This window comes from Bradyrhizobium sp. SZCCHNRI1009 (assembly GCF_032487575.1).
Taxonomy (GTDB): domain Bacteria; phylum Pseudomonadota; class Alphaproteobacteria; order Rhizobiales; family Xanthobacteraceae; genus Bradyrhizobium.
Genome location: NZ_JAUEUL010000031.1, coordinates 39,430 through 60,067, shown reverse-complemented (window position 1 = coordinate 60,067; position 20,638 = coordinate 39,430). Strand labels below are relative to the sequence as shown.

16 protein-coding genes are annotated in these 20,638 nt (G+C 66.0%); 9 read left to right on the top strand and 7 right to left on the bottom strand.

Features of this window, described 5'->3' with window-relative positions; all coding sequences use genetic code 11:
- Window positions 1-183: 183 nt before the first annotated feature.
- The 5 genes from QX010_RS30665 to QX010_RS30645 all read right to left on the bottom strand — a co-directional run bounded on the left by QX010_RS30665 (window position 184) and on the right by QX010_RS30645 (window position 4,719).
- Entirely contained in the window at window positions 184-948 is a 765-nt protein-coding gene (locus QX010_RS30665) for a phosphorylase (protein WP_410051994.1), read from the bottom strand.
- A gap of 344 nt (window positions 949-1,292) precedes the next feature.
- Window positions 1,293-2,543, bottom strand: a complete 1,251-nt coding sequence (gene hpnE / locus QX010_RS30660) for a hydroxysqualene dehydroxylase HpnE (RefSeq protein WP_316183367.1) — start codon at window positions 2,541-2,543, stop codon at window positions 1,293-1,295.
- The gene (gene hpnD / locus QX010_RS30655; RefSeq protein WP_315801263.1) at window positions 2,543-3,382 is read right to left on the bottom strand and encodes a presqualene diphosphate synthase HpnD; all 840 of its coding nucleotides are present in this window, start codon (window positions 3,380-3,382) and stop codon (window positions 2,543-2,545) included. The genes hpnE and hpnD overlap by 1 nt, the downstream gene beginning before the upstream one ends.
- The gene (gene hpnC, locus QX010_RS30650; RefSeq protein WP_315801264.1) at window positions 3,379-4,257 is read right to left on the bottom strand and encodes a squalene synthase HpnC; all 879 of its coding nucleotides are present in this window, start codon (window positions 4,255-4,257) and stop codon (window positions 3,379-3,381) included. The genes hpnD and hpnC overlap by 4 nt, the downstream gene beginning before the upstream one ends.
- A 225-nt stretch (window positions 4,258-4,482) precedes the next feature.
- On the bottom strand, window positions 4,483-4,719 hold the full coding sequence (locus QX010_RS30645) for a hypothetical protein (protein ID WP_315801265.1): 237 nt from the start codon (window positions 4,717-4,719) through the stop codon (window positions 4,483-4,485).
- A 477-nt stretch (window positions 4,720-5,196) separates the two neighbouring features.
- Between QX010_RS30645 and QX010_RS30640 the strand changes: the two genes are divergently transcribed.
- The gene (locus tag QX010_RS30640; protein ID WP_316183366.1) at window positions 5,197-5,691 is read left to right on the top strand and encodes a hypothetical protein; all 495 of its coding nucleotides are present in this window, start codon (window positions 5,197-5,199) and stop codon (window positions 5,689-5,691) included.
- A gap of 319 nt (window positions 5,692-6,010) precedes the next feature.
- Here the strand turns inward: QX010_RS30640 and QX010_RS30635 are convergent, their stop codons facing one another.
- The gene (locus QX010_RS30635; protein WP_316183365.1) at window positions 6,011-8,368 is read right to left on the bottom strand and encodes an efflux RND transporter permease subunit; all 2,358 of its coding nucleotides are present in this window, start codon (window positions 8,366-8,368) and stop codon (window positions 6,011-6,013) included.
- Between the two features lie 380 nt (window positions 8,369-8,748).
- Window positions 8,749-10,335: a B12-binding domain-containing radical SAM protein gene (locus tag QX010_RS30630; RefSeq protein ID WP_316183364.1), complete on the bottom strand. Its 1,587-nt coding sequence runs from the start codon at window positions 10,333-10,335 to the stop codon at window positions 8,749-8,751.
- A gap of 583 nt (window positions 10,336-10,918) precedes the next feature.
- Here QX010_RS30630 and QX010_RS30625 point away from each other — a divergent pair.
- The 8 genes from QX010_RS30625 to QX010_RS30590 all read left to right on the top strand — a co-directional run bounded on the left by QX010_RS30625 (window position 10,919) and on the right by QX010_RS30590 (window position 20,530).
- Entirely contained in the window at window positions 10,919-12,655 is a 1,737-nt protein-coding gene (locus QX010_RS30625; protein WP_316183363.1) for a methyl-accepting chemotaxis protein, read from the top strand.
- A 91-nt stretch (window positions 12,656-12,746) separates the two neighbouring features.
- Window positions 12,747-13,367, top strand: a complete 621-nt coding sequence (folE, locus tag QX010_RS30620; RefSeq protein ID WP_315714899.1) for a GTP cyclohydrolase I FolE — start codon at window positions 12,747-12,749, stop codon at window positions 13,365-13,367.
- Between the two features lie 205 nt (window positions 13,368-13,572).
- Entirely contained in the window at window positions 13,573-14,118 is a 546-nt protein-coding gene (locus tag QX010_RS30615; protein WP_315772520.1) for a sigma-70 family RNA polymerase sigma factor, read from the top strand.
- On the top strand, window positions 14,115-14,765 hold the full coding sequence (locus QX010_RS30610) for a ChrR family anti-sigma-E factor (protein WP_316183362.1): 651 nt from the start codon (window positions 14,115-14,117) through the stop codon (window positions 14,763-14,765). Before QX010_RS30615 ends, QX010_RS30610 begins: the two co-directional genes overlap by 4 nt.
- Before the next feature lie 163 nt (window positions 14,766-14,928).
- Complete coding sequence (locus QX010_RS30605; RefSeq protein WP_316183361.1) at window positions 14,929-15,519, top strand: RNA polymerase sigma factor; 591 nt, start codon at window positions 14,929-14,931, stop codon at window positions 15,517-15,519.
- Between the two features lie 30 nt (window positions 15,520-15,549).
- Window positions 15,550-17,076 carry a cryptochrome/photolyase family protein gene (locus QX010_RS30600; protein ID WP_316183360.1) on the top strand — a complete coding sequence of 509 codons (1,527 nt, stop codon included), beginning with the start codon at window positions 15,550-15,552 and terminating at the stop codon, window positions 17,074-17,076.
- Window positions 17,077-17,191: 115 nt separating this feature from the next.
- Window positions 17,192-18,475, top strand: a complete 1,284-nt coding sequence (nhaD, locus tag QX010_RS30595) for a sodium:proton antiporter NhaD (protein WP_316183359.1) — start codon at window positions 17,192-17,194, stop codon at window positions 18,473-18,475.
- A gap of 9 nt (window positions 18,476-18,484) precedes the next feature.
- Window positions 18,485-20,530 carry a PQQ-dependent sugar dehydrogenase gene (locus QX010_RS30590; protein WP_316183358.1) on the top strand — a complete coding sequence of 682 codons (2,046 nt, stop codon included), beginning with the start codon at window positions 18,485-18,487 and terminating at the stop codon, window positions 20,528-20,530.
- The last annotated feature ends 108 nt before the right edge of the window (window positions 20,531-20,638 follow it).

Here is a 20,638-nt window from a genome sequence, read left to right as displayed (position 1 = left end):
GGGCAACCGGCGGCCGTTTTTCGTTGAGGTGCTATGGGCTCGTAGGCGCCGCTCCGTTTCGGTGCAGGGATTGCGCCTCTGAGCGAAGCTCTTTCCACACGTCATTGCGAGCGCAGCGACGGAGCAAGCGGGATTATCGGAGCCTTAGCCGATAAAGCCGACGATCATTCGCCAGCCGGCGCCTTACGCTTCGGCGGCGGCCAGCGTCTCGGTCTCGAGGAAATGCTCGGCCGCCAGCAGGCCGCTCAGCAGCAGGTCGCGGGCGCCGCGCAGCGAGCGCAGGGCGCGATTGAACTCGATGCCCGTCGACACCAGACCACGCAGCACGGCCGGATTGCGCGCGACGCCGCGCAGGATCATCGGCAGGTCGATGTCGCCATTCGGCTTGATCGCATCCTTGGCGAGCGACGGCAGGGTGCGATGGGCGGGATCGGAGATCACCCGCAGCGCCGCGAACGGCAGCCCGTACTCGGCGGCATAGGCGGCAGCGATGTGGCTCTCCATGTCGACCGCGGCCGCGCCGGTCTTCATGCGCAGCGCCGCCTTGCGGGCCTGCGCCACCACCACCTCTTCGGCCCCGGCGAGCACGCCACGCACGACGCGGCGCTTCTTCAGGGCGGCGCGGGCGATATGCTCCTCGCGCAGCGACAGGCCCGACAGCCAGCGGGCATCGCCGGCGGTCACCTCGGTGGCGACGACGATGTCGCCAGCCTTGAGGCTCGGATCGAGGCCACCGGCCACGCCGAAGCTGACGACGCCGCGGATCGAGGTCGGATCGAACACGGTGAGCAGCGAGCGCAACTGTCTGGGGTCGCTCGAGCTGCAGATCACCATCATGCCGGGCCCGGCAGCAATCCGGGCCTCCTGCACCAAGCCCGTCACGACCAAGACCGGCCGCGGATCAATCGGGCGATCCGCGGACGTGTCGTCCCCCATCCCCAACTTCACAATCCGACCCCTGACACCTTCTCGGACGTCGCGCGATCCGACGTCTCCGTCTCTTGTTCCAAAGCCTCAGCCGCGGCGGCGCCAGAGCGGAAAGACCTTAACAAACTGAGGATTACGCAGAAAAATTCCACGAGGAAACCCCGTTTGCGCCGCACTGCACCCGCACGTGATGCGTTTTTTGCCGGGTGTTGCCATTTGGCCCCGCCGACCCCTGTTCCGCCCTGGAACAGATCGCGCCAGCGCCTCCAGGCGTGGAACTTTAAGCAAGAACTACGCCACGAAAATGTGAGACTCGGGGCGGGGGCGGCGTGACGGCGCGTCCAGATTCGGCCGCCCTGCGCCCGTCAGCCGTGCCCGAGCAGGAGATTCGCGGCGCGGTCGCCGGAGCGCACCGAGCCTTCGATGGTTGCCGGCAGGCCGGTATCGGTCCAGTCCCCCGCCAGAGCGAGATTGCCGAACGCCGTCTTCACTCCGGGCCGGAGCGCGTTCTGCTCCGGCGTCGCCTCGAAGGTGGCGCGACGCTCGCGCACGATCTGCCACGGCGGCAGCTCGCCCGAGATCCCGGCGGCCTTGCAGACGTCGGCCCAGATCGCGGCGGCGAGTTCCTCGCGCGGCATGTCGACCAGGCGATCGCCATTGCTGATGGTGACCGAGAGCCGCTGCGGGAAGGCGAACAGCCACTCGACCAGGCCGCCGACCACTCCGAGCAGAGCTGGTGCATCGCGCGGCGGCGTGATGCGGAAATGGGCATTGACGATGGCACGATATTTCGTCGGCCCCGTGAGTCCCGGCAGCAGCGCCATCGCCGGCCGCGGCGGCACGGCGAGCACCACGACGTCGGAGGGACCGAGCGCGACGGTTTCATCACCGCCGAACCTGAGCCCGGTGACGCGACCGCCTGCATTGTCGAGGCCGCGCAGCTCGCGGCCGATCCGGACGCTGCCGCCCTTGCCTTCCAGGAATTTCACGGCCGGATCGATCAGCACGCCCGACAACCCGTCGCGCGCGATCAGCGGCCGGCAGGCCTGACCGCCGGCCAACAGCGTCTCGCGGACGATGGCGCCGGCGAGCCCCGCCGAGCCCTCCGGCGGATCGCAGTTCAGCGCCGCGAGCAGCAGCGGCTGCACCAGCCGGTCGTACAGCGCGCCCTTGCAGGGAATCGTGCTGCCGATGGTCTTGGACGTGCCGGCCCAAATCAGCGGCGACAATGCGAGATAGTCGCCGAGCTTGGTATCCGGCACGCGGCGGCCCTCGTCGAACACCCACAGCGGCAGCCGGCCGTTGCCGAGATCGAGCAGCCAGCGCTGGCCGCTCCGGATGTCGACGAATGCGAACTGCGCCTTCTCCGGCCCGACCAGCCCCGCTTCCGAGCCGATCGCACGGGCATAGGACAGCACGTGATGATTGGCCGACAGCAGCAGATGGTTGCCGTTGTCGATCACCAGGTCGGTCGCGGCGTCGTAATAGGACCGGCAGCGGCCGCCGAGCTGCTGCGTGGCCTCGTGGACGTGCACGATGTAGCCCGCGTTGGCGAGCCGCACGCCGGCGGAAAGGCCGGACACGCCGGCGCCGATGATGTGAGCTGTCTTCTGCATCAGATGATTGCGTAACGGAGGATGATGCCGATCTTCGTGAGCTTGCTCACGCGGACGGGCTCGCGCGGCAGCGCGAAGCCGCGTTCGAGCAGGAGGTCGAACACGGCGCGATAATATTTCGACATGATCCGCGGCGCCCGCACGGCGCGCCGACGATTTCGCCGCATGATCTCGTCGGCCTTCTCGAAATGCGTCTTGGCCCTGACCGCTACCGAGTTGCAGACCTTGGGCAGCGCCCGCTCCTGCATCACCTTGACCGGATCGTCGCTGGTGATGCCGGCGAACAGCAGCGCCTCGCGCGGCAGGTAGAGCCGGCCGATGCCGGCATCCTCGTCGATGTCGCGCAGGATGTTGGTGAGCTGCAGCGCGCGGCCGAGATGGTGCGCGAGCAGGATGCCGTCCTCCTCGGGCATGCCGAAGATGCGCACCGAGAGGCGGCCGACCGCGCTCGCCACGCGGTCGCAATAAAGGTCGAGCGTGGCGAGATCGGGCGCGCGGATCTCCGCCGGCACGTCCATCTCCATGCCGTCGATGATGGCGAGGAAGTCCTCGCGCTTCAGTCCGAAGGTCTTCACCGACGCGACATAGTCGCGCAGCCGCGGCGGCGGGTTGCCCTGGTACAGCGCGTCGATGTCGTCGCGCCATTTCTGCAGCGCTGCCAGCCGCTCGGGCCGCGGGCCGTCGGAATCGGCGATGTCGTCGACCTCGCGGCAGAAGCTGTAGACCTGGAACATCGCATCGCGCTGGGCGCGCGGCAGGATGCGCATGGCGGCATAGAACGAGCTGCCGGAGGCCGCCGTGCCGTGATCGACGTTATCCGCGGTCGCCTCGAGGGTCATGCGCCGGCTGCCGATTTGGTCTGGGGATGACGCCCGGCCACGCGGCGGCCGATCTCGCCCATCACCGAGGTGAAGGTGAGACCGAGCATGCCGATGGGCGACAGGTGCACGCGCTCGCTCAGCGGATCGCGCACCTTCAGCAACGCCACGATGCGGTCGGCGAAGGCCTGGATCACGGCGATCTCCAGTCCGAAGCGGAAATCCTTGACGCCGCTGTTGAGGTCCCTGCCCTCCTCGAGCAGCGCCGCATTGCGGACGGCGAGCTTCTGCAGGCAGCTCAAGAGCTGCGGCGACGATTTGGCTGCGCCGAGCATCTCGACCGTGGCGCCGGCTTCGGCCAGCGCGTCACGCGGCAGATAGACGCGGTTGAGCGCCTTGTAGTCCTTGCCGCAGTCCTGCAGGTGGTTGTTGATCTGAAGGCCGGCGCAGATCGCGTCCGAGGCCGGCCAGGTCGCGGTGGACTCGCCGTGCACATCGAGCATGAAGCGGCCGACCGGCATCGCCGAATAGCGGCAGTAGTGGATGACCTCGTCCCAGTTCTCGTAGCGCAGCTTGGTCACGTCCATCCGGAAGGCAACCAGCAGATCGAGCGCGTGCCGGGGCGACATGCCGCGCCCGGCGAGCGCCCGGCGCAGGCTGACGGCGACGTCCTGGGTCTCGCCCGTTCCCGTCAGCTCAGCCTCGAGCAGGTCGAGCAGCCGCAGCTTCTCGTCGCCCGGCAGGCTCGGATGGTCGGCGATGTCGTCGGCGGTGCGCACGAAATTGTAGAAGGCGAGGATCAGCGCCCGATGCTCAGGACGGATGATCCACGACGCCACCGGAAAGTTCTCGTCCCGGTGTGTCTTGCCGGATCGCAAATCGCTCGCGGTGGTCATGGACGAAACAGCTATCAGGTTGAAGGGGCGCTACCGAAAACAATGCCCGCCGCTTCGCTCATGCGAACGGATTGCTCGCCCCCCATATAGGCGAAGATCCCGCCAAAACCAATGCAATCGATGTCGGGCAGCCCATAGAAGCGAACCGCCGTCCTGCCCCGAGGGGGCGGGCCGGCGGTCGTTAACCAAGAGAGTTCGGAAACAACCGTTCCGAACGGCAACCGCTTACTGGTTGTGGGTCTTCAGCACCTGATCGCAGGCCGAGCTGATCTTGGGGCGGTTCTCCTTGAGGCACGCCAGAATCGTGAAGTCACCCTGATCGATGACCGCACGGCAGAACTTCTGAACGTCACGCGTGCAGGCCGCCTGCTCTTCGGGCGTGCCGCCGCGGCCTTGCGCGAACGCACCGGTGGAAACGGACACCGACGACAGCAGGGAAAGTGCCAGGAAAATCTTACGCATCGTGTTCCTTCATTTTGACAGCAGAGGAGACCTCCCGGATCGCCGATGCTGCCCGGGAAACACCTGTTTGGTTTGGCAAGGACCGCAAGCCCCCCAGCGCCGGAGGTACGCTGCCAAATGCGGCCAAATTTGCGCCCTATGATCCCGAGCGGATCAAGCTCGGAGATCACAGCTTTGGCACAAACAAGGCGTTGATACTAGGGCGTTATTCTCGGAACACGTTTTTCGCATTTGGCTGTTGCAAGCATGCCGCGCGGACCGTTAGATGCGGGCGCCGTCGAGGCGGCTTGCGTGCAGCCGTCTTGCGAGGACGACCATTCGGCGCCGACCGGTCGCACGGTATCGGCGGGCATCATGGCATCCGGTCGCAGCGCCCGACCGGCCGTCATTTGAACCTAACCTTCGGCGAGAACACCAAGTGTTCGAAGCGGCGGCATACGCCGACACAGCGGTGTCATTTTGGATGGGAAACTCGATATGAAACTGTTCGGCTCACCTTTCTCTGGGCACGTCGTCAAGGCCGCCGGTCTCGGAGCGGCACTGTTCGTGGCGGCGACCGCAGTTCACGCTCAGTCGGGCCCGTTCGCCGGCTTCGACGGCTCGTGGTCGGGCAACGGCACGGTCGCGCTGTCGGACGGCACCACCGAGCGCATCCGCTGCAAGGCCAGCTACAAGGTGGCCGGCGCCAATCTGAAGCAGAGCCTGCAATGCGCCAGCGACAGCTACAAGTTCCTCCTGTCCAGTGACGTCACCAGCCAGGGCGACCGCATCTCCGGCAACTGGAGCGAATCCAGCCGCAACGTGAACGGCGAGCTGCAGGGCACCGCCGGCAACGGCCAGATCGACGTGTTCGTGCAGGCCGCCGGCTTCGCCGCCAGCATCACCCTGCGGACCAGCGGCAACAAGCAGGTCGTGCAGATCTCCTCCAAGGGCGAGATTCGCGGCGTCAACATCACGATGTCGAAGACCTGATCTTTGGACCGGAGCGCGTCGCGCGCTCACGGGCAGTCGAATGCGCAAACGGCCCTGACAATGTCAGGGCCGTTTTGTTTTGCGGTGCTTCCGCAGCCGTCGGATACGAATGAGACCCACCGTCGTCGTCGCCCGGCTTGCCGCCTTCGCTCACGCTTCGGCACGCCCCCGAGGTGTTTAGCCGCGTCGAAGCCGAAGGCGCAGACAGGACCGGGCGCCCAGTGTTCCAGAGGCTGTCGTAGTTGAACCGATAGGCCACGGCGTACTGGATCACCCGCTTTCGCGGGTATAACGGCCCTGGTTTACGCAACAGCCTGGGCTAGAGCGGCTTGCGCTTGAGCTTCTGCGACAGGTTGATCAGGAACATCGCGGTCGGGCGGAGGATGAAGAGATCGGCGAACAGCGCCGCCACCATCGAGAACGCGCTGAGCCAACCGAACAGCCGCAGCGACGGCAGATCCGAGAACACGGTGACGACCAGGCCGCAGGCCAGCACCACGGTGGTGAGGATCAGCGCCGGTCCGACCAGCACGGTGGCCCGCTCCACAGCGACTGCGGCACTGACGCCGGGCGCGCTCTCCATCCGCAGCCGGTTCAGGAAGTGGATGGTGGCCGACAGGCCGAGGCCAAAGGAGACCGTGAGCGCGACCACGCTGGCGAATTGCAGCCCCTCCCCCATGGCCCACAGCACGGTGCCTGACATCACGACAGGGAAAATGCCGGGCAGGATGCAGGCGAGCATGACGACCCAGGACCGGAAGGCCAGCCCGATGAACATGGCCACCAGCGCGAACTCGATCGTCAGCCCATGGTTGAGCTTTTCGATCATGCCGGCCGAGTTGCGCGCGGCGATGGCGGCGAGACCGGTGACGGCGATTTCATAGCCGGGATGCTTCTTTCTCACCGCGTCGAGCTCGTGGTCGAGCTTGTCGACCACCGGCAGCAGCTGGCTGGAGTCGACATCCGGCACACGGCCGGCGACCACCACCGCATCCTGCTCCTTGTCGATGAAGCGGCGCACCAGATGCTCGGGGATCAGATTGACGTATTCCTGCAGGGTCGCGGTATCCGACGAGCCGGCCTTCTCGGCCAGCCAGCGCCGGAGCGTCTCGACCGACCAGACGTTGCCGACACCCGCGGTCTTCTCGACCGTGGCATGGACGTCGGCGATGGTCTGCAGGGTCTCCGGGGCATAGAGCGAGGCGCCCTTCGGAAACTGGATGAGCACGTTGACCGGATTGGCGCCGGTCAGCTTGGCATCGAGCCGGTTGCTCGCCGCAACCGCCTGCTGCTTGTCCGGCACCTGGTCGGCGAGGCGATAGCGCGGCTCCAGGGTCGAATACACCACCGCGAGCGAGCCGACGAACAGCACCGCGATCAGGCTGAACAGGCCGGGACGGCCGACCATGCGCACCGCGATCCAGTAGCAGAAATTGCGCAGCGCCTGGACGCCGGCGTCGGCGCCCTGGAATTTGACCGCGAACGTCTTCTCGTTGCGGACCAGCAGCACGCCGAACACCGGCACCAGCGACAGCACCGCGACCAGCGCGATGATGGTGGCGGCGAGCCCCGCCTCGCCGAACTTGCGGATCAGGTCGCTGTCGGAGAACTGCAGGGCGATGAAGGAAATGCCGGCGGTGGCGTGGGTCAGGACGCAAGCCGGGCCGACGACCAGCACGGCGTTCTTGAACGCCGTCACCTTGTCCTGCCCCGCGATCAGGCGGTCGCGAGCGGCGAAGGTGAGCTGCATCGAATCGGAGAAGCTGATGACCATGATGAGCGGCGTCATCACGTTCAGGAACATGTTGAGATTGAAATTGGCCCACCCGAGCGCGCCGAGCGCGAGCATGATCGCGATCAGCGGCGGAAACGCCGCCGCGATCATGAACGAGACCTTGCGGAAGAAGATGATGGCGATGACGCAGCCGGCGAGAATGCCGAGAATGTTGTAGGTCAGCCCGTCACGCTCCACCGCGTTGCGGATCTCGAGCTGCATGACCGGCACGCCGGAAAGCTGGACATTCAGGCCGGTGTCGCCGAGGTCCTCCGCCATCAGCTTCCGGATGTCGCCCACCACCTTCCCGAGATCGTTCGAGGCGACCACCTTGGGCTCGAGCGACAGCACGATCAGGGCCAGCGTGCCGTCCTCCGACAACAGCTTGCCACGGATGATCTCGTTGGACTTCACCGTTTCGATGAACTTGTCGTAGGCCTCGCCCTCCGGCAGATCCGACGGAAACAGCGCGGCCGGCAGCTTGCCGGGCGCCGGCGCCTGACGGGCCGAGAACAGCGACACCAGGCCCCGGGTGCCCTCGACCAGTTGCAGGTCGGTCACGAAGTCACGAAGCTTCTCGAGGTTTTGGCGGGCCAGCAGGGTCTTGCCCTCGACCACGACGAGGACGTCGAATTCCTCGGCCGGGAACTTCTTCGTCACCTCCTCGTACTGGTGGAATTCCTTGCTGTCGGAGCGAAACAGCTGGCTGAGCGAATCGTCGATCTGGATGCGCTTGATGCCGAACACCGCCGCCACGATGAGAACGAGCAGGACGACGCAGGAGAAGATCGGCGCCTTGACCGCGAGGAGGCCGAGCCGCTCGATGCCAAAGGCGATGCTGTCGGCCGGCCGGTGCTCGACCTTCTCGACATGGACTTCGTTGTCGTGCCTGACTTCCAGCATGCGGTGTCCAGTGGTTGGGGCGCGGCCCAATTCGGAAGGCCTGAGCGCATAGGGCAGAAATAAGGCCGCTCAGCGAAGCAGAGATGACCGCATTGTGGCCCGCAGCCGAAGCTAATCCTTGAAAACACGTGAAAATTCGTCGAGGCGGTCTAGCAGGGTTCACTCCCCGGCCGCAACCATGCGCGGCCACACAAGACGGCGAGCCGCGACGGCTTCCGATCACGCCACGATTCTGCCGTGCTTGAAAAGAGGTGGACGGCCCCGACGGACGCGGGGCTCGAAACCTGAACGACTCAAGGACCGGTATCCGACTGAGCCGTCCTTGCCGGAGCAGGCCGCGGCGCCGGCGAGCGCCCCGCTGCCCTGCCCCGGCGAGGCCATCACCCCGCAGGAAGGGCGGCCTCGCGCAGCCGGATCGAGTAGTTCGACGCGTTCTGATGCCCGCGCGAGGCGGCGCGCGCAAACATGATGAGGTGATGCGCGATCAGCGTCACGGCGATGAAATTCTCGATCTCGCCGCGCTTGAGCTGGCTCCAGGCAAAGCGCCAGAACGGCCGCTTGTAGTCGCCGAGCACGCCCACCTTCCAGAAGATCTTGCCCATCATGACCAGGCCGCGCCTGACGTTCGGCCAGCTCTTCATCTCGTCGCTGACCGGCACCTCGATGCGGTTGGCGTAGGTGGTGTCGCATTGGTGCTTGTAGCGCGCGAACAGCCGCTCCGGCTCATAGGCCACCTCCATGCAGCGCCGCCACGCCGTGACCACCTCGTCATAGGGCATCAGGAATTTCACGTTGGAGTCGCGACCGTCGTCGTGGACCAGCCTGCCCTCGCGCTCGAGGCGATCCCACAGGGGCGTCTTCGGGAGCGCCTGCAGCAGATTGATCGTGAGCAGCGGGATCCGGCTCTCCTCGACGAACTGCAGCAGCGCGTCCGCGGTCTGCGGCGTGTCGGTGTCCAGCCCCATGATGATACCGGAGACGACCTCCATGCCGTAGCTGTTGATGGTCCTGATCCCCTCCAGGATCGGCACCATCATGTTGTGATCCTTCTGCATGGCCGTCAGCGCATCCGGATCGGGCGTCTCGATGCCGCAGAAGATGGTGATGAAATAGGCCTCGCGCATCTTCTCCAGGATCTCGGGCCGCTTGGCGATGTTGAGCGTGGCCTCGCAGGCGAGCCGCATCACATAGCCGGTGCGCTTCTGCCATTCGATCAGATGCGGCAGCAGCTCCGTCGCGGCTTTGCGGTTGCCGATGAAATTGTCGTCGACGAAATAGACCGAGCCGGTGACGCCGCATTCCCTGAGCTTGTCGAGCTCGGCGATGATCTGCTGCGGCGACTTGATGCGCGGGTTGCGCCCATAGAGGCCGGGGATGTCGCAGAACTCGCATTGATAGGGACAGCCGCTGGAATACTGGATACTGCCGAGAAAGTACTTCTTCACCTCGGCGAGCTCATAGGCCGGCACCGGGAAATCGGTCATCGCCACCCGCTCGCTGGTCCGCAGCACGACCTGCTGCGCAGGCCGTGACGGATCCCGCGCCAGCCGCGCGATCAGCTCGTCGGTCGCATCGCCAAGCTCGCCGACATGCAGATAGTCGAAGCTCGGATAGTAGTCCGGGCAGGCGCTGACCGAAGGGCCGCCGAGCGCGACCGGCAGGTCGAACGCGTGCGCCCGCTGGCAGATGTCGTTCATCTGCTGACGCTGGATGTGCATGCCGCTGACGAACACCGCTTCGGCCCAGGAGAAATCCTCGTCCCGCGCCGGGCGGATGTTCTCGTCGATGAAGCGCACCTGCCAGGAGCTTGGAAGATAGGCCGCGATCAGCAGCAGCCCCTGCGGCGGCATGAAGGCCTGGATGCCGTCGGTGAGCGGATAGGCATGCTCGAAGGTTCCGAACGACGAGGTGTAGCGCGGAAACACACAGAGAATGCGACGTACCGTTTCGATGCCCTCGAATCTCATCGACTGCCCCTCGCGACAACCCGCTAACTGGTTACCTTACGGCCGAAGACAAGGCTTCGCCACCCCTTCCGGAAAAGTTGAGGTGCGATCGAGTTTTCCGCTCCTGTCGCAAGGCGCGACGTCCCCGCCGCGTGCCCGATGCTCACGCTGCCAGGCATGATCAGACGCGACCTGATGAGGCGACCTGATCCAATGTATCGCAATACGGATGGCGGAATGCGACGGGCGATCCAAGGTTCCAATCAGATGGATCATCGATCGGTCGAGCGCGACGACCGCTCCCGCCTGTCTCCGATCGGCGACCAATTGCTGAGCGCGCGTGCGCGCGGTCACTGGTTTGCAATGCATTTGCAAGGGAACGAGGGGCCTCGAAAGGGCGCATGCCCTCCGTAGTCAACCGGACGCCCCGGCGCGCGCCCCTGCTGCGGAGCACCAACTAATCGATTGAAACGCCAAGCAAAGTACGCTGTGGTTGTATAATACTGACGGTGTCCACTTAACGCTTTCTCCATGAAGGTTTTGCATAACTATTAACAATCAAGCGCCTCCTCCGTCGCAGCAAAAACTCGCGGTGTCTCACCTCATGACCTCACGCCCGACGTCAACGAAGACGGCCACGCGCCGATCCATCGCAGTCAAGCTCTATGCAATCTTCGCGTTGTTTGCGCTATTGACCGCCGCAATCACCTGGCTGTCCGACTACAACTCGCGGCGGGCCACGGAGCTCATCAAAGCCATCGAGACGGCCAATCTCGCCGCTCACAACGTTCAGCTGGTCAACGGCCTCGTCTATGCCGTCGTGATGGAGTCGCGTGGCGTCTACATGTCGACAGATCCGGCCGTCGTGAAGCAATACGGCAACGGCTTGCTCAAATTCAACGCCGAGATTCTGAAGGTCGTCGACAAGTGGCAGGCGATCGTACAGGCCGACGACGCCCAGCAATTCGCAACGTTCAAGAAGCGGATCGAGCAATTCGTCGAATTCCGCGCCGAACTGGTCCGCCGCGCCAATGAAATCAGCCCGGCTGCGGGACGCGAGTGGGGCGACAACGACGCCAATCGCTCCGTGCGCAAGGCGCTCAACACGGACCTCGAAGCGCTGTCCAAAGTCTATGTCGAGCGCGGAGGAAAGATCGCCGAGAAAGCGGCGCTGAACAACAAGCTCTCGCTCATGCTGACAGGCCTTGGCGGCTTGATGTTGGTTCTGGTCGCAGCCGGCGTGGTGATCATCGCTCGCTCGATCGCTCGGCCGCTGTCTCAGATCACCGAGACGATCCGCCAGGTCGCCACCGGCGCCGAGAACGTCGAGGTGCCGTATGCCGGGCGCGCCGACGAGGTCGGCGAGCTGGCCCGCGCCATCGGCGTGTTCCAGCAGGCGATGGCCCACAACCGCGACCTCAATGTCCAGGTCTCGCAGGACTCCGAAATCCGCGAAGCCCGGGCCCGCCACATCGAAACCGCGGTCGAGGAATTTCGCACCGCAATCGGCAGCGTGATGCGGACCGTCACCGAGAACGCCGCCGCGATGCGCGCCACCGCCGAGGCGATCACACGGCTGACGGCGGACGCCAACGAGCGCGCGGTCACCGCAGCCGGCGCGACGTCGCAGGCCTCGACCAACGTTTCCGCCGTCGCGAGCGCCGCCGAGGAGTTGTCGACGTCCGTCGAGGAGATCGGCCGGCAGATCCGGCAGTCGGCCGGCGCCGTCGAGCAGACCGGCCAACGCACCGAGAAGTCGGTCACGGAGATCGAGGGCCTTGCCGCCGCCACCCAGCGCATCGACGGCGTATTGACCCTGATCCAGACCATCGCCGAGCAGACCAACCTCCTCGCTCTGAATGCGACCATCGAGGCCGCCCGCGCCGGCGAGGCCGGCCGCGGCTTTGCCGTCGTCGCTCACGAGGTCAAGGCGCTGGCCGGGCAGACGGCCAAGGCGACCGAGGAGATCAGCCAGAACGTCGGCCTGATCCAGGCCTCGACCAAGACCGCGGTCGACGCGGTCCGCGAGATCGGCCAGGCGGTCCGCGGCATCAACGAGATCACCTCGAACATCTCCAATGCCATCCAGCAGCAGGACCAGGCGACGCGGGAGATCTCGACCAACGCGCAGTCGACCGCCCAGGGCAACCAGACGCTGGTCATGAACATCGGCTCGCTCCGCGACGCCATCAGTGAGACCTCGACGGCCGCCGCCTCCGTCCTGTCGGCGTCCGGCGACCTCAACGCGACCGCGCAGACGCTCGCCAACGAGGTCGAGAAGTTCTTTCAGAACCTGCGCTCGGGTCCGTCCGCGGAGATGCGGCTGCGCAAGGCGAGCTGACCGGGGCGAGCCCTCGGTTGCGGAAATCGCCCCCCGCAAGACGTGATCCGTTCCGACACCGGAACCGTTTCTTGGTTTTTGGAGAGCCGTCGTGCGCCAGACAGCCAAGAAACTTCCGTTCGCCTGCGACCCGGTCGCGGTCACCCAGGATGACGTCGAGGACGCCATCCGCACCATCCTGACCTGGATCGGCGAGGATCCGTCACGCGAGGGTCTCTCCGAGACCCCGGCCCGCGTGGCGCGGGCCTACAAGAGCTATTTTTCCGGCTATGAGCAGAACCCCGAGGAGTATCTGCGCAAGACGTTCGAGGAGACGGCCGGCTACGACGAGATGGTGCTGTTGCGGAACATCCCGTTCCAGAGCCATTGCGAGCACCACATGGCGCCCATCATCGGCCGCGCCTGGGTCGGCTACGTGCCGCGCAACCGCGTGGTCGGGATTTCCAAGCTCGCCCGGGTCGTCGAGGCCTATGCCAGCCGGCTGCAGATCCAGGAGCGCATGACCGCCGAGATCGCCAACATCATCGACGAGGTGCTGCAGCCGCAGGGCGTGGCGGTCGTGATCAAGGCAGCCCATCACTGCATCAGCTCGCGCGGCGTCAAGAAGCACGGCGTCGATCTCACCACCAGCCGCATGCTCGGCTGCTTCCGCACCGACCCGATGAGCCGCCAGGAGTTCCTGGCGATGGTCAATTCCGACCTGAAGGATTGAAGGGGCCGGAAAATCCTCCGCCCGCTGTGATCCAGCCGTCCATGTTCCACGTTATCCAGGGTCAAGCAGCGTGCCGGGGACCATGACCACGCGACTGAGAGCGACTGGATTAGCGCAATGGAACGTGGCATCGTCCCGGCATCGATTTGCACGGGCCTTCAGTGCCCGTACCAGGGTGAATGTGAGCAGAGGGCCGAAGGCGACTGTGGACTGGGCTGAATTGATCGGACGCGTCGCCGCGCGCGGCGATCGCGAGGCATTCAAGGCCCTGTTTGCGCATTTTGCGCCCCGCATCAAAGGTTTCCTCATCAAGACCGGCTGCAACGCCGACGACGCTGAGGAAATCGCCCAATCCACCATGGTGGCGGTGTGGACGAAGGCGGGGCAATTCGATCCGTCGACGGCCGGCGCGGCCGCCTGGATCTTCACGATCGCGCGCAACCAGCGGATCGACGCCGCGCGCAAGGCTGCCCGCGACAGCCGGCTGAGCAGAGAAGTGGGGCGGGACGAGGAAGCCGATCCGACGCCCGCGGCCGACCAGATCGTCTCGCGTGTCGAAGATGCCACACGGGTGGCGGCCGCGATCGAAAGATTGTCGGTGGAGCAATCCACCGTGATCCGCCTGTCGTTCGTTGAAGAACGACCGCATTCGGAAATCGCGGCGGTGCTCGGCCTGCCGCTGGGTACGGTAAAGTCACGAATCAGATTGGCGATGAATCGCCTGAGAGACCTGTTGGACGACGCGACATGACGATCAGCCACCACCCGCCGGAAGACCTGCTGGCCGACTTCGCCACTGGTGCGCTCGACGAGGCCGAGCGGCTGGTCGTCGGTGTCCATGTCGCCGATTGCGGCCGATGCCAGCGCTTCGTCCGCGCCATCGAGCAGCTCGCCGGCGCCTCGCTGGATGCGGCCGAGCCGATCGCGACGGGCGCGGATGCGTTCGATGCCGTGATGGCACGCATCGATCGACGCCCGCAGGCGGCGCCACAGGTGAGCGAGGTCGCCGAGCACGATCCCGAGCTCGCCGACCTCCCCGAGATGGTCAGGCGCTGCAAGATCGGCAAGCGCCGGCGCGTGGCACCCGGCATCAGCATGCGCCCGATCCTGCTGCCTGGCACCGGAAAATCCCGCGCCTTTCTTCTGCGCTCGGAGCCCGGCGCACGGATGCTGGAGCATACGCATTCCGGCAATGAGCTGACCTGCGTGCTGAAGGGTAGCTTCAGCCATCTCGGCGGCTATTACGGACCCGGCGACTTCGACTATGGCGACGACGAGGTCGACCATCGTCCGGTGGTCGGTGACGAGGGCCCCTGCCTCTGCCTCGTCGCCATGACCGGCGACCTGCGCATGCACGGCCTGCTCGGCCGCCTGATCAGCCCGTTCGTCCGGCTCTGAGTCTTGCGACGCATCGTTAGCGAGCCGGCGTGACGCGCTCCGGAGGAGCGTGATCGCCTGGATGATTCGCCAGTTGCCTCCACGCGACCTCGGCTGCACGCTGGCGGTGATCCGCATCAGGCTCTGACCCGTTTTCTCTGGAGGAAGCGCATGGAGGAGACAGATGCGATCAGCGAGCGCGGATCAGAAGGCTTACGTCGCGCATCTCAGCGGGCTTCTCGCCCGTGCCGGACGCAACGACGAGCAGGCCTTTGCCGAGCTGCATGCTGCAACGATCGTGAAGATGCGGAAGACCGTGCGCGCTTTGCTGCCGTCCGCGGCAGATATCGACGACATCCTGCAGGACGGCTACCTGAAGGTCTGGCGGCATGCCGCGAGCTTCGACCCGGCGCGCGCCTCGCCCATCACCTGGATGTGCACCATCATGCGCAACACCGCGATCGATGCGCTGCGCGCCACCGGCGTGCCGACCTCGGAGCTCGATGAGGCGCTGGCGATCCCTGATCCCGCCGACAGCGACGACAAGTTCGACTACGCGCTGGCGGAACCGATCGCCCGCGAGGCGCTCGAGCGGCTGCCGGAGGAGCGCCGACGGCTGCTGGCGCTCGCCTATCTCGAGGGCGAAAGCCGGACGCGGCTGTCGGAACGGTTCGGCGTGCCGGTCGGCACCATCAAGACCTGGCTGCATCGCAGCCTGCTCACGGTGCGCAAGGATTGTCTCGGCCAGGCCCACGCGGTTACCGTGGCGGCCTGATCGTCGGCATGGCGCGATGACCAACGTATCATGATCAGGACACGTCCCGTCAGACATCTCGTCGTCGTGCTGGGCGACCAGCTCGATGCGGACTCGGCGGCCTTCGACGGCTTCGACCCGGAGCAGGATGCCGTGCTGCAGATGGAGGTCACCGACGAGGCGAGCTACGTGCCGCAGCACAAGATGCGCATCGCCTATTTCTTCGCGGCGATGCGCTACTTCCGCGCCGATCTCGAGGGCCGCGGCCGTACCGTCCACTATGTCCGGCTCGATGATCCCGCCAACACCGGCACGCTCGACAGCGAGATTGCGCGGCATCAGGCCGCGCTGCAGCCGGCGGCGACGATCGTGCTGGAGCCCGGCGACTTTCGCGTGCGCGAGGGCTTGCGCAAGCTGCCGCAGCGGATCGACATCCGCGCCGACCGCCACTTCCTGTGCACGGCGGACGAGTTCGACGCCTTCACCGAGCGCCATCCCCGGCCGATCATGGAGACGTTCTATCGCGCGATGCGGCGCAAGACCGGCATCCTGATCGACGACAGCGGCCGCCCGGTCGGCGGCAGCTGGAATTTCGACGCTGAGAACCGCAAGGGTTTCGGCAGGAGCCGCCCGCCCATTCCCGTGCCCCGATCCTATGCGCCCGACCCGATCACGCGCGACGTGCTCAAGCTGGTCGCGGCGCGCTTCTCCAACAGTCCCGGCAAGCTCGACCGCTTCGACCTGCCGGTGTCGCGCGTCGACGCGCTGACGGAGCTGTCGGACTTCGTCACCTGGCGCCTGTCTTTGTTCGGCACCTATCAGGACGCGATGCTGAGCGACGAGCCGTTCCTGTATCACTCGCGGCTGTCGGGCGCGCTGAACCTGCACATGCTGAACCCGCGCGAGGTGGTCGCGGCCGCGCTCGAAAGCCGCAACGCGCCGCTGAACGCACTCGAAGGCTTCGTCCGCCAGATCATCGGCTGGCGGGAATTCGTGCGCGGCATCTATTGGCAGCGCATGCCTCACTACGCCGATGAGAACGCGCTCGACGCCAGCCTTCCGATGCCGCGCTTCTACTGGACCGGCGAGACCGAGATGCGCTGCCTGGCGCAGGCGATCGGCCACACCATCGACCATGCCTATGCACATCACATCGAGCGGCTGATGGTGCTCGGCCTGTTCGCGATGCTGCTCGGCGTCCGGCCCTACGACGTGCACCTCTGGCACATGTCGATGTTCCACGACGCCATCGACTGGGTGTCGCTGCCCAACACGCTCGGCATGAGCCAGCATGGCGACGGCGGCGTGGTCGGCACCAAGCCCTATGCGGCCTCGGGCCACTACATCGACCGCATGAGCGACCATTGCCGCAACTGCCGCTACGATCCGAAGCAGGCGACCGGCGACAGGGCCTGCCCGTTCACGACGCTGTATTGGAGCTTCCTCGCCAAGCACCGCCGCCGCTTCGCCAATAATGGTCGCATGCGCAACCAGTACGTCAATCTCGAGCGCCGCAGCGCGGCGGAGATCCGCGCCATTCGCAGCCACGCCGACGCGATCGCGTCAGCCCTGGTGTAATCCGGCGTTCGCCGGTCTGAACAGCGCTCACGGCTTGCTGGCCGGACGCCGATCGGTCATATCTTGGGCAGTTCCATCCCGCCCCTCCGCCGATCAAGCCCGGAATGCCTCACTCATGACCGCTGCCATCGTCGCCGTCTTCACGCTCGCCTATGCCGTGGTGGCGCTGGAGCACCCGTTCCGGATCAACAAGGCGGCCACCGCCCTGGTCGGCGCCGGCCTGATGTGGACCGTCTATGCTGTCATGGGCGGCACGGCTCCGGCGGTCGCGACCGAGCTCAACGAGTCCGTGGCCTCGACCGCCCAGATCATCTTCTTCCTGATCGGCGCGATGACCATCGTCGAGGTGATCGACGCCCATAACGGCTTCGAGGTCGTGACCTCGCTGATCGGCACCCGCAACCAGGTCACGCTGGTCTGGCTGGTCGGCTTCGTCACCTTCTTCCTCAGCGCCATGCTCGACAACCTCACCACCGCGATCGTGATGGTGTCGCTGATGAAGAAGCTGTCCGGCCGCGACGAGGACCGCCTGGTCTTCGCATCGATCATCGTCATCGCCGCCAATGCCGGCGGCGCCTGGTCGGCGATCGGCGACGTCACCACCACCATGCTGTGGATCGGCGGTCAGATCACGCCGCTCGCGATCATGAAGTCGGTCTTCATCCCCTCGCTCCTGAACCTGCTGGTCCCGCTTGCCGTCATCAGCTTCACCCTGCGCGGCAAGCAGCTCGTGCCGCCGGCGAGCGCCGGCCTCGCCTCGATCAGCCCGATCCTGCCGTTCGAGCGCAATTTGATGTTCTTCATGGGCCTCGGCATCCTGGTCGCCGTGCCGGTGTTCAAGGCGGCGACGCACCTGCCGCCGTTCATGGGCATCCTGTTCGGCCTCGGCCTGTTGTGGATGGTCGGCGAGATCGTCCATCGCGAGAAGGCCTTCGAGCAGAAGCAGCGCCTGACCCTGGTGCATGCGCTGACTCGGATCGACATGCCCTCGATCGTGTTCTTCATCGGCATCCTGCTGGCGGTGGCCGCGCTCGAGCACACCCACATCCTGGAGGCGCTGGCGCAATGGCTCGACCGCAGCGTCGGCCGGCTCGACCTGATCGTGATCGTGCTGGGGCTCGCCAGCGCCGTGATCGACAACGTGCCGCTGGTCGCGGCATCGATGGGCATGTACAGCCTGAGCCAGTTTCCGCCGGACAGTTTTCTCTGGGAGTTCGTCGCCTACTGCGCCGGCACCGGGGGCTCGATCCTGATCATCGGCTCGGCGGCCGGCGTCGCCGCGATGGGGCTCGAGAACATCCACTTCTTCTGGTACGTCCGCCGCATCAGCCTGCTCGCGCTGCTCGGCTATTTTGCCGGTGCCGCGGCCTACATCGTCCAGTACAATCTGCTGCACTGAGCGGATCGCATGAGCTGGTCGTGGCGCATTCTGGCAGTCGTCGCGACCCTGCTGCTCGGCGCGGCCGACGGCCGCGCCGACGACGTGACGCTCAAGAGCGGCTACGCGCTTAGCGACAAGAGCTGCGGCGAAGCCCCCCTCGCCTTTCCACGGCTGCGCATCGACATGAAGGCCGGCTTCTGCGCCGGCCTCGTCGCCAGCCGCGACGACGGCCTGAGATTTCCCCGCGGCATCGTGCAGATCCCCGGCCATCGGCAGTTCGTGATCGCGGACATGGGCGGCTGGGGCCATGATGACGGCCGGCTGCTGATCCTCGATCCCGCGGCGCCGGCCGGCCAGCGCCTCCGCGAAGTGATCACGCGGCTATCCTATCCGTTCGGACTTGCGGCCGGCCCTGGCGGCCGCATCTACGCCTCCACCGACACGTCGATCTTCCGCTTCGATCCGCTCGCGGCCGATCCGAGAGCAACGATCGAGACCATCATCCGCGACCTGCCGGGACGCCGCCTCACGCTGCCCGACGGCACCCGCCTGTCGGAAAGTGCGCATCCGCTGAAGGCATTCGCCTTCGACCGTACCGGACGGCTGTTCGTCAATATCGGCGCGCCGAGCGACAACTGCCTGTCGCCGGCGCCGATCACGCAGCCCTGCGCCGCGGGCGAAGGCACTTCTGCGCTGGCCGCGATCTGGCTGTTCACGCCACCGGCCGGCGGCGTCTTTGCGGCGCTGAAGCCCGGCGATCCCTCGCCGCCGCACCAGGTCTACGCGCGCGGCCTGCGCAACTCGATGGCGCTGGCATTGCATCCGCGCTTTCCCGATCCCGGCACCGCCTTCCTGCAGGGCGAGAACGCGCGCGACCTGCAGGACGTGTTCGCACCGAACGAGGAGATCAACGCGATCGAGCAAGGGCGCCACTATGGCTGGCCCTATTGCTACGACCTCGCCACGCCGAGCCCGGAGTTCAGGCGCGTGCTGCAATCCGGAACGCTCAAGAGCTTCTGCACGACAGCCTCGCACTATCAGCAGCCGTGGTCGCTGCTGCCGCCGCATGGTGCACCGCTCGGCATGCTCTACTACACGGGCGATCGTTTCGAGGAGCTGAAAGGCAGGCTGCTGGTCGGCCTGCACGGCTATCGCCCGACCGGCAGCCGCCTGCTCGCCTATGAAGTCGACGAGCACGGCTTTCCCAAGCTGAGCCCGGCGCCGGTGCGCTATCACGTGAGCTGTGCCGCCGAGCCGACGCGCGCCTTCCAGACCGCGTCCGGTCCGGCGCGCGCGGCCGCGTTCGACGAGATCATCGTTGGCTGGCATCGCGTCAACGGCATCCGGCCGCAGGGCGCACCGGTCGGCATGACCGTGGCCGACGACGGCGCGCTCTGGCTGGTCGAGGACAAGAACCAGACCGTGATCCGCATCGACCGCACCGGCGAGGCCGCGCCCGAGCCGCTGCCCTGCGATGTCAGAAGCGATCAGCTGATCGACCGGCTGGCCGCCTTGGTGATGGACAATGGCGCCAGCCGCGCGCGGCTGGCGACGGTGCGCAAGACGCTCGTCGAGAGACATTGCAGCGGCTGCCATTCGGATTTCGGCCTCAAGGCCGGACAATCCGAGCGAGACAAGGACCTCGCGGTGCTGCGCTTCATGCTGGCCCAGGACGGCTGGATCTATCCCGGCGATCCCGAGTCCGGCCGGCTGCGTCAGCGGCTGCGCGGACTGGGCGCCGAGCGGCAGATGCCGCCCGGTGCAGATCTGATCAAGACGGAACCAGGCTATGCGAAGCTGCTTGATGTTGCCGACGACCTCGTCGCGCGCATGGTTCCCGGCACGCGGATGCGCGTCAAGCCCGGCGGACCGCCGCACCGCAAGTTCTTCGCCGCTGATGGCCGCGAATGCGGCGACATTCCGTTCGGCAAGATCGTCGTGGTGACCGAGAGGTCTGCCGTCAATAAGCCCGGCTTCAGCCGTTTCTTCCGGCCGGCCGACACCTATCTCAACGGCGCCTGCACGGACGATGATGGCTATTACATCCAACAGCAGCTTCTGGTGCCGCTCTGACGATGCCGCGATGAATCGTAGGGTGGGCAAAGGCGCAGGGCGACGCTTCCTCCGCCAAAACGCAATCTCGCGCGCGCCGTGCCCGCCGGCCGCGGGCACCTGTCTCCG